The sequence below is a fragment of the Rhodanobacter sp. PCA2 genome (assembly GCF_013620825.1).
In the GTDB taxonomy this organism is placed as follows: Bacteria; Pseudomonadota; Gammaproteobacteria; order Xanthomonadales; family Rhodanobacteraceae; genus Rhodanobacter_A.
The window spans coordinates 18,872-32,723 of sequence record NZ_NJIC01000055.1 but is presented as its reverse complement, the minus strand read 5'-3'; the positions used below and the strand labels follow the sequence as shown (position 1 = coordinate 32,723).

The window sequence follows — 13,852 nt, the reverse complement described above, 5'->3', positions numbered from 1 at the left end:
GGGCGAAAGACCCTGCGACGTACGCGCACGGGTACGGGCGGCCGATCGAGGAAGCATCCCGTGCGACAATCGGCAGGGTTTCGGCCGGTATGCGGCCACCGAACTGAGCGGCACCAGGCCCATGTATCCGCATGCGGGGCAGTGCCACGGCCACCCAATCGATCCGGTCCATGCCTCCACCGCTCCCGCCTTCGCCAGAGATACGCCGACTCCTCGCGGACGCCGGACGGGCGCTCAACCAAAGACGCCCTGATCTCGCCGAGGATGTGCTCGCGCGGGTGCTCGCCGTCGAACCGGATTCGGCCGATGCGCGATTCCTGTACGGCATCGCCTGCCTCATGCGCGGCGACAGCGCCAAGGCCGTCGGCTTGCTGCGCCAGGCGGTCGCCCAGCGTCCGGGCGACGCAGGCATCCAGATGTACCTCGGTTGCGCCCTGCAGGATGCAGGCAAGTTGGATGAGGCGCTGGCGCATCTGCGCCGTGCCTGCGAACTGGCGCCAGGCCAGGCCGCGTCCTGGTACAACCTCGGCAAGGCGCTGAAGCAGCAGGCAAGGCTGGAAGATGCCGCCGGGGCGTTGCATCGTGCGCTGGTGCTGGACGGCGGCCACATCCTCGCGCGCATCAGCGTGGCCGACATCGCCACCATGCAGGGCGACATTTCGCGCGCCTCGGCCGAGTACCGGCACGTGCTGCGCCAGCAACCCGGGTGCGCCGAAGCATGGCACGGCCTGGCCAATCTCAAGACAGAGTCGCTGGGGCCTGCCGATATCGACCTGATCCGCCGCGCCCTGCGTCAACCGGGCCTGTCACCCGACACGCAGGTGATACTCGGCTTCAGCCTGTTCCGTGCGCTGGAAGACCAGCACGACTACGCCCGTGCCTTCGAAGCACTGTGCCAGGCAAACGCGGCCAAGCGGCGCCAGGTGGCATGGGATGCTGCTGCCGAGCGAGCGTGTATCGATAGCATCATGGAAGTATTCAGCGCCGCTCTGCCTGCTCCGGTGGATCCCGCGTTGGGTCGGGAAGTCATCTTCATCGCCAGCATGCCGCGCTCGGGTTCCACCCTGATCGAGCATATTCTCGCCACGCATCCCGACGTCGAGGGCGCCAACGAAATTCCCGACCTGCCCCAGGTCATCGAGGACGAATCGCGTCGCCGTGGCCAGTCCTTCCCGGCGTGGGCAAACGCTGCCACCGCGGCCGACTGGCACCGGCTGGGTCGCGACTACCTCGCCCGTACCGCGCACTGGCGCGAGCGACGTCTGCGCTTCACCGACAAGAACGTCACCAACTGGCCGCTGCTGGGCGCCGCCCGCCTGATGCTGCCCGGCGCGAGGATCATCCACTGCCACCGCGACCCGCTGGAAACCTGCTTCTCCTGCTACCGCCATCTGTTCCGGCATGGCGTGCATTACAGCTACGACCTGGCCGAGATGGCCGAGCATTACCGCGACTACGAACGCCTCAGCGCGTTCTGGCTGGCGCGGTATCCGCAGCACATGCTCGACTACCCCTACGAAGCCCTGGTGCAGCAGCCCGAAGCGCAGATCCGCCGATTGCTCGCCTTCTGCGGGCTGCCGTTCGATCCCGCCTGCCTCACGCCCCACCAGACCCGGCGTGAAGTGCTCAGCACGGCGAGCGCGGCGCAGGTGCGCGAACCCATCCGCGCCGATACGGCGCACAGCGCGCCATATATGGCATGGTTGCAGCCGCTGCGGGAGCGGTTGTCGTACTGAAGCGAACACGGCCGCCGGTTGCCCGGCGGCCGTGTTTGTTCTCTTGCATTCCGCTGCGCGACGCCGCCGGCTTGCGGCGGCATCGCGCAGCGGTTGTCGCTTACCAGTCGTACTTGACGCTGAACTCCGCGAACCGCGGCTGCTCCACGGCGAAAAGCCCATTCGTACCTGGATACGGCAGCTTGTACATGGTGTCCGGCGCACCACCCGCACCATCGTGGGTAACGACGTAAGCCGTGTCGTGCTGCTCGTTGAACACGTTCTGGACCTGCACCTGCAGGGTCAGGTGCTTGCCGGCCCATTCCGGGATGTAGCTGACGGACAGGTCGAGCTTGTGGGTCCATGGGGTACGACCGGCCTTGCCCGGAGGCGACGGCATGCCGTTGCACCAGTGATAAGCCTCGCCATAACCCTCCGCATCGATCTGGTCGGGACCCCAGGAACCCAGGCAGGTGATGGGTGCGCCCGACTGGACGATGTACAGGCCACTGACCAGCCACTCGGGGGTGATCGCATAGGTGCCGTAGGCCTTCAGCGTATGACGATGCGAATTCGGCAGCTCGCCATTCGAGTACTGCATCAGCTCGGGGAAGTCCCACGCCTCGCTGATCGAGGAGGACTGGCCGCCGCCCGCAGCAGCCGAGGCATTGGAGATCTGGCCGAGCGGCGAGTAGGTCGGGCCTTCCGTGGTGCCGTAGCTCTTGGCGAACACGTAGTCGATCTTGCCCATCCACTTGCCGTCCCACGGATGCTCGAGGGCCTCTTCCAGGCTGTAGTACTTGCGGAACGCCGCGGGGAAGCCCGTGACGTATCCACCTGTCACCGTGTGCGGGTTCCAGGTGTAGGTCTTGTAGGTGCCGTCGGTCGCCAGGTAGCGCACCTGGTTGCTGCGCCCGGGGTTGACCAGGATGTCCGTCTGGAACGCAACCGGATCCGCGTCGGCAGGCTCGGTGACCGTGCCGGTGTCGTCGATGATGTTGTTCATCCTCGAGTAGGTCGCCTGCGAGGTCCAGACCAGCGCCTGGCCGAACGCGTTGAGCGACTTCTGGAAGCCCAGCACGTACTCGTCCTGGTACATCGGCTTCAGGTCCGAGGCGGCAATCGTCTTCGGATCCTTCGGCGTGCCGTACTCGCCGTCGGGCGAGTAGGGCGTCGCACTCGTGTGCACCTGGGTCAGGCCCTGCGGAATGCCGTTCCCGTCGATCGACGCATAGGTGTAGTACTCGTTGAGGTAGGCATTCGCGCCTGCCATGCGCACGCCGAGGCCTGTGGGCAGGGCGAGGTAGTAGCGCCCCGCGTTGCCGTACAGCTTGGCGCTGCTGTCGCCGAAGATGTCCCAGCTGAAGCCCAGACGCGGCTGCCACTGCGGCTTGGTCTGGCGAATGTAGGGCTGGTTGCCGGCGCTGTAGTTGGTGAACTGGTCGTTGCGCAGGCCGAGATTCAGCAGCAGGTTCGGGGTGAGCTGCCAGTTGTCCTCGACGTATTGTGCCTTCTGCTCCACCGTGAACGAGGCCACGCCGCCATACGTCCGCTTCACGACATAGTAGCTGTAGGCATCGGTGCCGGTGCCCACTGCGCCGCCGTTGGGGTAGTTGATGGGGTTGTCAACGCACTGACCCAACGCATTGCAGGACAGAGTGGGCTTGGAGAAGCCCTTATACCCTTCCCTGCCGTAGATCCAGTAATACCCCGGACCGGCACTCTGGCTGCCGTCGCTCAAGTCCGTGCTGCGCATGTTGTCGATACCGAACTTCACGTCGTGATCGCCCAGCTTCCAGTCGAGATCAAGACGGAAGTTGTTCTCGGTGGACTTGTGGTCCGGAGAGGGGATGGTGAGCGCGTTGTTGTTCGTGTTGCCGGTGCCCGGAACGGTCGGGTTCTGGCTCGCGACGCCCGATATGCCCGCCAGCAGCACATCGAAGCCCGGATAGGCCACTTGCTGGCTGTAGTACGTGCTCTTCATCTTGCCGGCCAGCACGCTCAGCGTGAGGTTGTCGGTGATGTACGAGGTGTACTTCAGGATGCCGATGTCGAACTTGCTCGAGTACAGCGGATTGTTGACGCCTTTGTAGCTGCCGAGGGTATTCGTGCCGTAGTCGTAGTTGTAGGCGTTGTTCGAGAGGTCTTCTTCCTTGCTCGAGGCATAGGTGGCTTCAAGAACATTGCTGTCGTTGATGTTCCAGTCCAGCTTGCCGTAGAACTTGGGCGAAGTGCTGCTGTGCGAGTTGTAGTACGGCGAATCGACCGAACCAGTGGCCTTGCTGCTGTCGTGCTGGGCCTCGGCCGTGATGTAGAAGAACAGCTTGTCCTTGATCAGCGGACCCGAAATGTAGGCGTCGTAAACCGTGCTCCAGTCTTCGTTCCTGCGGCGGTTGGCGTAGATGTCGCCTGCCTGCTGACCCGCCGTGGTCGACGCCGGGTTCGCATAGTGGATGTTGTCGTAGCCGCTTTGCGCCCAGGTCGGCGCCCAGGTGACATAGACGCCGGCGTGGAAATCGTTGCCGCCGCGATGGCCGATCTGGCTGATCACGCCGCCGGTGGAGCGGCCGTATTCCGCGCCGTAGCCGGAGGTGATGGTCTGCTGTTCGGCGATGGCGAAGTACGGCAGGGCGATGCCGCCAGCGTTGCCCACCGGGTCGGTGGTGTTGAAGCCGTTGATGTAGTACGCGTTCTCCGCCGTCGAGTCGCCGCCGAAGGAGATCAGCGGGGTGCCGGCCGGGCCGGTGCCCAGGCTGGCGTTGCCGCCGGCGACGCCGGGCGCGAGCACGGCGATGGACTCGGCGTTGCGCGCGAGCGGCAGCTGCTTCAGCTGCTGGGCGGTGATCACCGAGGACTGGCGAGTGGAGGACACGTCGATCGCGGGAAGCGAGTTGGCCGTGACCGTGACGCTGGAGAGATTCTGGACGTTCTTGCCGGCTTCCGCGGCCGAGAACGGCACCTGGGCGCCACCGCTCACGCTCACGGACACGTGGTTGTGCGTGGCAACGACATTACCGCCGTGCATCAGCGATACGGTGTATTCGCCGACCGGCAGCTGGTTGGCGCCAAAGCGGCCGTCGCTGCTGACGGGCACTTCGCGGGTCAGGCCGGTCTGGTTGTTGACGATGCGCACCGTCTCGCCCGCCGCCGCCGGCGCGGTGCCGAAAACCGAGCCGGTGGTGGCCTGGCCATAGGCGATACCGCTGATGCCCAGTCCCACTGCCAAGGCAGTGGCCAGGGCGTTGCGACGGTACAGCTTCTCTCGCATCACACGCTTGTTCATTCGCTTTACTCCCCAAACACATCCCGAAGGGGATGATTAGAAATAGTTCACCCAAGTCACTGCGGAACAGTGGCTTGAAATGGCCGCACGCCATGCGTTGCCATAGGCAGAATGATGGGTAGTCGAATCAGGCCTCGTGTGAAGCACGCGCCCGATTCCGCCATTGACCTTTCTTCACGGTGACAGCCGCTCAATTCCCCTTGCGCGGCAGAAACTAGTTCGCGGGCCTGATATCTGTCAACGCTTTTTTAGCAACTTGCGAACACCGCTTCCGGGTATGAAAGTTAATGCGCGATCTGAAGGTTAATACGATTTTCTTTGAGATATTCGAAATATATTTCGGAACTGTGCCGAATGATTTTGCGAAAGACGAATTCTCGATTTGCATCAAATGACTTGCGATGCAATTTGTCCGCGGAATGACAACTGCCATCCGACACGGCCTGCAGGATATTGCGAACATCCGCGATGGCGCATGCTGCAACAGGGTGGACTGGGCAGGTTCTGCCGGGATGGATGGTTTCAAAGGTAACTCTTGGGTGAATGGGCAATTCGCAAGCCCGCCCCTCCGTGCCTGGCACGGGAGCCGCAGGTCGTCGGCAGCCGGATCGTCCCAGGGTGCGTTGCCGTCGCAACAGTTGGATTCGCACAGGTGGCCGCAGCACCTGCAGCAACCAGCGCGGGGGCCGTGCGGCACAAAAAACGACGCCCCTTGCGGGGCGTCGTGATGCGAATCCGTGCTGGCCTGGTTGGACGGAGGCACCGTTCGGCGCCTCCGAAGCCGACCGCTTCAGTGGTGCGAAGGCTGCGTGCCAGCCTCGCTCGCCCACGCCTCCATCCCGCCCTCGACGTTGTGCACGTTGCCGAACCCGTGGGCGGCGAAGCGTTCGGCCACGCCCTGGCTGGAGACGCCGTGCTGGCAGATGAAGGCGAGGGCGGTGTCCCTGGGCAGAGCGGCCAGCGCGTCGTAGCCTTCGTCTTCCAGGATGCGTGCCTGCGACGGCGCGGGGAGCTGGGCGCGGGAGGCGGCGGGGCGCACGTCGATCAGGGTGATGCTGCCGTCGGCGAGGCGCTGCCGCAGTTCCTGCACGGTGATCGATTTCACTTCATGCGCGCCGGGAAATTTCAGGCTCAGGCCCTCGCCCTGCACGGTGGAGACCCAGTCGATCACGATGCCCCTGGCGCGCTGGGCGCTGGCGGGGTCGAAGTGCACTTCGAGGCCGTTGGCGTGGGCCACGATGTCGTGTTCGCTGCCGGGGGCGAGCTGGAAGCCGGCGCTGTGGTCGGGGCCGATCTCCAGGTGCAGCGCCAGGCCCTGCGCGTTCGCGGTGCCTTCGCGGATGGCCTTGGCGGCGGCGTCGGTGATGGTGATCCCGGGCGGCGTGCGATCGGGCGCGGCGAGGCCGAACAATGCATGCAGCTCGCCGCTGCCGTACATCTGGCGGATGATGTCGGCGCCGCCGACCAAGTCGCCGCCCACGTAGAGCTGCGGGATCGTGGGCCAGTCGCCGTAGGCCTTGATGCCTTCGCGGATCTCCGGGTCTTCCAGCACGTTCACCGTGTGGTAGTCGGGCAGCAGTTCGTTGAGCGTGTTGGTGGCGGCGGCGGAGAAGCCGCAGGCCGGCGCGTGGCGGTTGCCCTTCATGAACAGCACCACGCGGTGGCTCTTGAGCAGGGTTTCGATGCGTTCGCGGGTGGCGCTGTCGAGTGACATGGGGAGGCTCCAGAAAGAAGTCGATGATACGCCCGATATGCCGCTGCCGCGTCGTGGCTTCAAGCCGCAGGCGGGGCGGCCAGCATGGCGCGGGCGCCGGGAACGGCGGTTTCGGTCCACAGCGCGTACTGCGCAGCGGACGGGTGCAGGCCGTCGTCGGCGAGCAGGGTGGCATGTCGGCGCGAGATCGGGGTGATGTCGACCCAGGATGCGCCCAGGCGCAGGGTTTCCTCGCGGGCGGCGGCGTTGTACGCGTCCAGCTCGGCGGCGATGCGTGCGGTATCGCGGCCGCTGTCCCGCGCGAACGGGGTCGCGCCCCAGTCGGGAATGGACAGCACCAGCACCCGCCCGGCGCGCCCGGCGGCGAGCGCGATCGCCCGTTCCAGCAGGCGGCGGAATTCGTGGCGATACTCCTCCACGTCGCGGCCGCGGTACTGGTTGTTGACCCCGATCAACAGGCTGACCAGGTCCCAGGGGGGCAGGTGGGCGGCCGCGTCCATCGCGGCGGAAAGCTCGTCGGTGGTCCAGCCGGTGGTGGCAAGGATCGCCGGATCGGCCAGCGGCACGCCCGTGGCCCGGAGCGCGGCGGCCAGTTGCACGGGCCAGCGACCCTCGGCCGGCACGCCTTCGCCGATGGTGTAGGAGTCGCCCAGGGCGAGATAGGTCATCGGCATGCGGATCTCCTGCGCTTCCTTCGCCTTTGGCGGAAAGGTGGCCCGGAAGGCCGGATGAAAGTGCGGGCGGAGCATGGCGGCGAGCGAGCAATCGGACCCTCGCCCCTACCCCTCTCCCGACGGGAGAGGGGCCGTGAACATCACGCCACGGCGGCGCGGCGCGGCTGTTCCGCCGCCATGCGCGCAAGCACCCGCTCGATGCGGGCGAACACCTCGCGCAGCTGCGCCGGCTGCGGCAGCAGGGTCAGGCGCAGGTGGCGGCTGGCGGCCACGTTGAAGCTGGTGCCCGGCACCACCAGCACCGATTCCTCTTCCAGCAGGCGCAGCGCGAAGGCGTTGTCGTCGAACACCGGGATGACGTCGGCGCGGATCTGCGGGAAGGCATACAGCGCCCCGGCCGGCGACACCACGTCCAGGCAGGCGCTGGCCGCCACGCCGTCCAGCACGGCCCGGCGCGCCTCGTGCAGGCGGCCGCCCGCCGCAGTGAGCGCGGTGATGGTGGGGTCGTCCTGCAGGGCGGGGATCACCGCCCACTGCGCGGTCGCGTTCGGGCACAGGCGCAGCGCGGCAAGGAGCTGCAGCGCGTCGCGATAGTCGGCGCTGCGCGCGGGGTCGCCGGACAGCGAAAGCCAGCCCACCCGGTAGCCGCAGGCGCGGTGCACCTTGCTGAGGCCGCCGAAGCTCACGCAGGGCAGCTCGCCGGCCAGCGCGGCCAGCGGCTGGAACGGGGCGTCGTCGTAGAGGATCTGGTCGTAGATCTCGTCGGTGAGCAGCAGCAGCCGGTGCCGCGCGGCCACCGCCACGATGCGCTCCAGCAGCGCGCGCGGGTAGACCGCGCCGGTGGGATTGTTCGGGTTGATCAGCACCAGCGCCCGCGTGCGCGGGGTGACCAGCGCCTCGATCTCGTCCGGGTCGGGCAGGTGGCCGTTCTCGGCGAGGCAGCGGTAATAGCGCGGCTTGCCGCCGTTGAGGATGGTGGCGGCGCTCCACAGCGGGTAGTCGGGGCTGGGCAGCAGCACCTCGTCGCCCGGCTGCAGCAGGGCGCGCAGGCTGAGGTCGATCAGCTCGCTGACGCCGTTGCCGATGAAGATGCGCTCCACTTCCACGCCGCGTGCGCCGCGGGCGCGCTGCTGGGCGGCGATCGCCTCGCGGGCCGCTTCCAGGCCTTGCTCGTGACCATAGGCCTCGCTGTCGCGCAGGTGGGCGGCAATGGCTTCGCGCAGGTGCGCGGGCGTCTCGAAACCGTAGCGGCCCGGATTGCCGATGTTCAGCTTGATGATGTCGTGGCCGGCAGCTTCCAGTTCGCGGGCGCGGCGGGTGAGCGCGCCACGGATCTCGTAACGTACGTCTGCCAGGTGCGTGCTGGGTTTGATCGAAGCCAACGCCGGAACCCTCGGGACCGGCGACCGTGCCGGTTTTGCGTCGATGCTAGCAGCATGGTGCGGCGCAGCGCGAGTCGCTTTGCGGACGCTGGGCGGGCATTTCCGGGGCAGGGCATAATCGGCCCACCTGCCGAAGTCCCCCAGACTCATGAGCGATGCCGAAACGACAGAACGGCTGCGACGCATCGGCTGGCGTGGCGTAGCCGTGCCGGCAGCCGGGCGCCAGCTGGCGCGGGTGGTGGCCCAGCACCGCACCGGCTACGAGCTGCACGACGGCGAGCGCAGCTTCGGCGCGCAGCCGGCAGGCCAGTTCCTGAAGCGCGGCATCGATCCGGGCGAGCGCCCGGCGGTGGGCGATTTCGTGGAGATCGAGCCCGGCCAGCCGCCGCACATCGTGGCCGTGCTGCCGCGGCGCACCGTGCTGTCGCGCGCCGCAGCGGGCGAGCGCTATGCGCGGCAGATCATCGCCACCAACATCGACCATGTGCTGGTGCTCACCGGGCTGGACGGCGACTACAACCCGGCGCGCATCGAGCGCTACCTCTCGCTGATCGAGGATTCCGGCGCGCGCCCGGTGGTGCTGCTGAGCAAGCCGGACCTGCACGAGGACGTCCAGGCGCGCGTGGACGAGCTGCGCGCCCGGCTCGCGCCCGGCACGGCCATCCATGCGATCAACGGCAAGGATGCGGCCAGCGCGGCGCAGCTCGCGCCCTACCTGCAGCCGGGCGACAGCGCGGTGCTGGTGGGTTCCTCCGGCGCCGGCAAGTCCACGCTCACCAACACCCTGCTCGGCGTCGACCGCATGGCCACCAGCGCGGTGCGCCACCACGACAGCCGCGGCCGCCACACCACCACGCATCGCGCCCTGCTGCAGTTGCCCACCGGCGGCTGCCTGATCGACACCCCCGGCATGCGCGAGCTCAAGCTCACCGGCGAGGAAAACCTGGACCTGTTCGCCGACATCGAGGAACTGGCGGAGAGCTGCCGCTTCGCCGACTGCGGCCACGGCAGCGAACCCGGCTGCGCGGTGCAGGCCGCGCTGGACAGCGGCGAACTCGCGCCCGAGCGCTGGCGCAACTACCTCAAGCTGCGCGACGAGCGCGAGGAACAGGCGTCCACGCTGGAAGCGAAGCTGCGCCGCCAGCGCGGCGGCCGGCCCGCGGAACGACCGCACGCGCCGCGCGGAAGACGGGAGCGGGATTGAACCGGGGCGCGATGAACCGCCGGCAAGGAGCACCTCACATGCGACAGCTTCCCCCGATGATCGAGCCACGCCACGAGCGCGCCGCCACGCAGGCCGACGGGGCGACGACGGCGGCCGCACGGCGGCACGCATGAACGCGCCAAGCCCCGACCTGCAGCATGTCGCCGCGCTGGACCAGCGCCTGCTGACCGCGGTGAAGGGCATCCGCATCCTGCCCACGGTGTCGTGGCCGGCCTCGCTGGAGAACCGCATGATCGCGGACTACGCCGCGGGCCGGTTCGCCTTGCCCGAGGTGGGCTACCAGCGGCCCGACCTGTCGGCCGCGCGCGCCGAGCTGGCCGCGATCGAGCGCGAGACCGCGGCGCTGGGCGGCGATCCGCTGGGCGACTACCTGGCGAGCACCGCCGAGTCCTGGCGCATCGCGGCGGAGATGCTGGAGGCGGTGGGCACCGACGGGGTGAGCGCGCCGTCGATCGCGCTGTACGGCCGCCCTGGCGAGGCGATCCCCGGCAGCCAGCGCAGCAACCTCGATGCGGCGCGCTATTTCGTGGAGCTGTCGGACGAGCTGGGCGCCGACCTGCTGGCCGACGACGCGCGCGAAGGCATCAGCGCCGAGGTGCTGCGCGACGAGATGGCGCACACGCTGGACCGCTTCTTCGGTGCGGACACGGTGAAGGTGGAAGTCGATCCCGAGCTCACCGCCAAGGCGGCCGCGGGCGCCACCCGCATCCGCCTGCGCGGCGGCGCCATGTTCAGCGACTACGACCGCCACCAGTTGCTGGCGCACGAGGCGCTGGTGCATTCGCTCACCGCGCTGAACGGCCGCGCGCAGCCGCTGCTGGCCTCGCTGGGGCGCACCTCGCCGCGCGTCACCGCCACCCAGGAAGGCCTGGCGGTGTTCGCCGAGCTGATGTCCGGCGCGATCGACATCGCGCGGCTGAAGCGCATCAGCCTGCGCATCCTGGCGATCGACATGGCGCTGTCCGGCGCCGACTTCGTCGAGGTGTACAGGTTCTTCGCCGAGCGCGGCCAGAACGCCGCGGACAGCTTCCACTCCGCCCAGCGCGTGTTCCGCGGCGTGCCGCCGCGCGGCGGCGCGGCGTTCGCCAAGGACAACGTGTACCTCTCGGGCCTGCTCACCGTGCACACGTTCTTCCGCTGGGCGTTGAAGGAGCGGCGCCTGGAGATGCTACGCCACCTGTTCGCCGGCAAGCTCACGCTGCACGACGTGGTGGCGCTGCAGCCGCATTTCGCCTCCGGCGCGATCGCGCCGCCGCGCTGGCTGCCGCCCTGGATGCAGCACGTGCACGGCCTGGCCGGCAAGCTCGCGTTCTCGGTGTTCGTCAACGGCATCCGCATGGGCAAGGTGCATGCCGACGAGCTGTCGCTGAGCGTGTAGCGGCGGTTCTCCCCCGGCCCGGTGCTACCATGTCGCGAGTTGCTTCGCGTCCCCCGAATCCCAGGAAACGCCCCCTCCATGGCCCACTCCGAAGACCTGCGCCACGCCGCGCTCGAATACCACCGTCACCCGCGTCCGGGCAAGATCAAGGTCAGCCCGACCACGGCGCTGCTGACCCAGCGCGACCTGTCGCTGGCCTATTCGCCGGGTGTGGCCTACGCCTGCGAGGCCATCGTCCAGGACCCGAACGCGGCCAGCGAGATGACCGCCCGCGGCAACCTGGTGGCGGTGATCACCAACGGCACCGCGGTGCTGGGCCTGGGCGACATCGGCCCGCTCGCCGGCAAGCCGGTGATGGAAGGCAAGGGCGTGCTGTTCCAGAAGTTCGCCGGCATCGACGTGTTCGACATCGAGCTCAACGAGCGCGACCCGGACAAGCTGGTCGACATCATCGCCGCGATGGAGCCCACCTTCGGCGGCATCAACCTGGAAGACATCAAGGCGCCGGAATGCTTCATCGTGGAGCGCAAGCTGCGCGAGCGGATGAAGATCCCGGTGTTCCACGACGACCAGCACGGCACCGCGATCATCGTCGGCGCGGCCGTGCTCAACGCGCTGGAAGTGGTGGGCAAGCGGATCGGCGACGTGAAGGTCGCCACCACCGGCGCCGGCGCGGCCGGCATCGCCTGCCTCGACATGCTGGTGGCGCTGGGCGTCAAGCCCGAGCACATCCTCGCGTTCGACCGCGAGGGCGTGATCCACCGGGGCCGCCCCAACCTCGACCCGGACAAGGCGCGCTACGCGCGCGACACCGACAAGCGCTCGCTGGCCGAGATCGTGGCCGGCGCGGACGTGTTCCTGGGCCTGTCCGCCGGCGGCATCCTGAAGCCGGAGATGGTGGCCACGATGGCCGACCGGCCGATCATCCTCGCACTGGCGAACCCGTCGCCGGAGATCCTGCCGGAGGACGCGAAGAAGGTGCGGCCCGACTGCATCATCGCCACCGGCCGCTCGGACTATCCGAACCAGGTCAACAACGCGGTGTGCTTCCCGTACATCTTCCGCGGCGCGCTGGACGTGGGCGCCACCGGCATCAACGAGGCGATGAAGACCGCCTGCGTGCGCGCCATCGCGGAGCTGGCCCGGATGGAGGCCTCGGACCTGGGCAGCGCCTACGGCGGCGACGTGCCCTCGTTCGGCGCCGAGTACCTGATCCCGCGCCCGTTCGACCCGCGCCTGCTGGTGATGCTGGCGCCCGCGGTGGCGCAGGCGGCGATGGACTCCGGCGTGGCCGCCCGGCCGATCGTCGACATGGAGGCGTACAAGGAGAAGCTCGGCCAGTTCATCTACCGCACCGGCCTGATCATGAAGCCGGTGTACGACCGCGCCCGCTCCGACCTGAAGCGCGTGGTGTACGCCGAGGGCGAGGAAGAGACCGTGCTGCGCGCGGTGCAGTCGGTGGTCGATTACAAGCTGGCCTTCCCGATCCTGATCGGCCGACCCGAAGTGATCGAGATGCGCATCCAGCGCCTCGGCCTGCGCCTGCGCGAGGGCGTGGACTTCGAGCTCACCAACATCAACGACGACCCGCGCTTCAACGAGTACTGGCAGCAGTACCACACGATGACCGAGCGGCGCGGCGTCACGCCGGACGCGGCGAAGAACCTGCTGCGCTCGCGGCCCACCCTGATCGCCGCGATCATGGTCGAGCGGGGCGAGGCCGACGCGATGATCTGCGGCCTGGTCGGGCGCTACCACAAGAAGCTGGGCTACCTGCGCAGCGTGTTCGGCCTGGACCCGGGCGTGCAGTGCACCTCGGCGATGACCGGCGTGATCAACGACAAGGGCGCGTGGTTCTTCCTCGACACCCATGTGCAGGTGGACCCATCCGCCGAGCAGATCGCCGAAGCCGCGATGCAGGCCAGCTACCGCCTCAAGCTGTTCGGCATCGAGCCCAAGGTGGCGCTGCTGTCGCACTCCAACTTCGGCAGCCACGACAACCCGAGCGCGGCGAAGATGCGCAAGGTGCGGGAGATCCTCAAGGCGCGCGCCCCGAGGCTGGAAGTGGACGGCGAGATGCAGGCCGATACCGCGTGGGACGAAACGCTGCGCCGGCGCATCCTGCCCAGCTCCACGCTCGCCGGCCGCGCCAACCTGTTCGTGATGCCGAACCTCGATTCCGCCAACATCGTCTACAACATGGTGCGCGTGATGACCGACGGCGTGGCGATCGGGCCGATCCTGATGGGCGTGGACAAGCCCGCGCACATCCTCACCACTGCCTCCAGCGTGCGCCGCGTGGTCAACATGACCGCGATCGCCGCGGTGGATGCGCAGATCCGTGCCGGGCGTGCGTAACACGCGCTGAGGAAACCGCGCACCGAAGAAACGGCGCCCGCCCGAGCCAGGCTGCCTTCATCTCCTCTCCCCTCCGGGGAGAGGACTGAGGTGAGGGGCCGGGACTTGCCTCGCCTTGATCGA

8 protein-coding genes are annotated in these 13,852 nt (G+C 68.0%); 4 read left to right on the top strand and 4 right to left on the bottom strand.

The genetic code is table 11. The annotated features are described in order from the left end of the window. Positions 1–131 precede the first annotated feature (131 nt). Positions 132–1,736, top strand: a complete 1,605-nt coding sequence (locus PCA_RS17150) for a sulfotransferase (RefSeq protein WP_343204576.1) — start codon at positions 132–134, stop codon at positions 1,734–1,736. A 100-nt stretch (positions 1,737–1,836) separates the two neighbouring features. On the opposite strand, the gene PCA_RS17145 is transcribed toward PCA_RS17150, so the two are convergent. The 4 genes from PCA_RS17145 to PCA_RS17130 all read right to left on the bottom strand — a co-directional run bounded on the left by PCA_RS17145 (position 1,837) and on the right by PCA_RS17130 (position 8,768). Beyond that, positions 1,837–4,998, bottom strand: a complete 3,162-nt coding sequence (locus tag PCA_RS17145) for a TonB-dependent receptor (RefSeq protein WP_181303833.1) — start codon at positions 4,996–4,998, stop codon at positions 1,837–1,839. Positions 4,999–5,788: 790 nt separating this feature from the next. Continuing rightward, entirely contained in the window at positions 5,789–6,712 is a 924-nt protein-coding gene (gene grxD, locus PCA_RS17140; RefSeq protein WP_181303832.1) for a Grx4 family monothiol glutaredoxin, read from the bottom strand. Between the two features lie 59 nt (positions 6,713–6,771). After that, positions 6,772–7,386, bottom strand: coding sequence for an SGNH/GDSL hydrolase family protein (locus PCA_RS17135; protein ID WP_181303831.1), 615 nt, complete (start codon positions 7,384–7,386; stop codon positions 6,772–6,774). A 140-nt stretch (positions 7,387–7,526) separates the two neighbouring features. After that, complete coding sequence (locus tag PCA_RS17130) at positions 7,527–8,768, bottom strand: aminotransferase class I/II-fold pyridoxal phosphate-dependent enzyme (RefSeq protein WP_181303830.1); 1,242 nt, start codon at positions 8,766–8,768, stop codon at positions 7,527–7,529. A 148-nt stretch (positions 8,769–8,916) separates the two neighbouring features. Here PCA_RS17130 and rsgA point away from each other — a divergent pair, with 148 nt between their 5' ends. From rsgA to PCA_RS17115, 3 genes are all read left to right on the top strand, one after another. Beyond that, on the top strand, positions 8,917–9,972 hold the full coding sequence (gene rsgA, locus PCA_RS17125; RefSeq protein WP_181303829.1) for a ribosome small subunit-dependent GTPase A: 1,056 nt from the start codon (positions 8,917–8,919) through the stop codon (positions 9,970–9,972). Between the two features lie 130 nt (positions 9,973–10,102). Continuing rightward, complete coding sequence (locus tag PCA_RS17120) at positions 10,103–11,371, top strand: flavohemoglobin expression-modulating QEGLA motif protein (protein ID WP_181303828.1); 1,269 nt, start codon at positions 10,103–10,105, stop codon at positions 11,369–11,371. A gap of 78 nt (positions 11,372–11,449) precedes the next feature. Next, the gene (locus PCA_RS17115) at positions 11,450–13,729 is read left to right on the top strand and encodes an NADP-dependent malic enzyme (protein ID WP_181303827.1); all 2,280 of its coding nucleotides are present in this window, start codon (positions 11,450–11,452) and stop codon (positions 13,727–13,729) included. Positions 13,730–13,852 lie beyond the last annotated feature (123 nt).

Excerpts from the sequence above, each read along its gene's own strand:
- PCA_RS17150 (WP_343204576.1), top strand. The coding sequence starts at position 132 with ATGCGGGGCAGTGCCACGGCCACCCAATCGATCCGGTCCATGCCTCCA.
- PCA_RS17145 (WP_181303833.1), bottom strand. The coding sequence starts at position 4,998 with ATGAACAAGCGTGTGATGCGAGAGAAGCTGTACCGTCGCAACGCCCTG.
- grxD (WP_181303832.1), bottom strand. The coding sequence starts at position 6,712 with ATGTCACTCGACAGCGCCACCCGCGAACGCATCGAAACCCTGCTCAAG.
- PCA_RS17115 (WP_181303827.1), top strand. The coding sequence starts at position 11,450 with ATGGCCCACTCCGAAGACCTGCGCCACGCCGCGCTCGAATACCACCGT.
- PCA_RS17135 (WP_181303831.1), bottom strand. The coding sequence starts at position 7,386 with ATGCCGATGACCTATCTCGCCCTGGGCGACTCCTACACCATCGGCGAA.
- PCA_RS17120 (WP_181303828.1), top strand. The coding sequence starts at position 10,103 with ATGAACGCGCCAAGCCCCGACCTGCAGCATGTCGCCGCGCTGGACCAG.
- rsgA (WP_181303829.1), top strand. The coding sequence starts at position 8,917 with ATGAGCGATGCCGAAACGACAGAACGGCTGCGACGCATCGGCTGGCGT.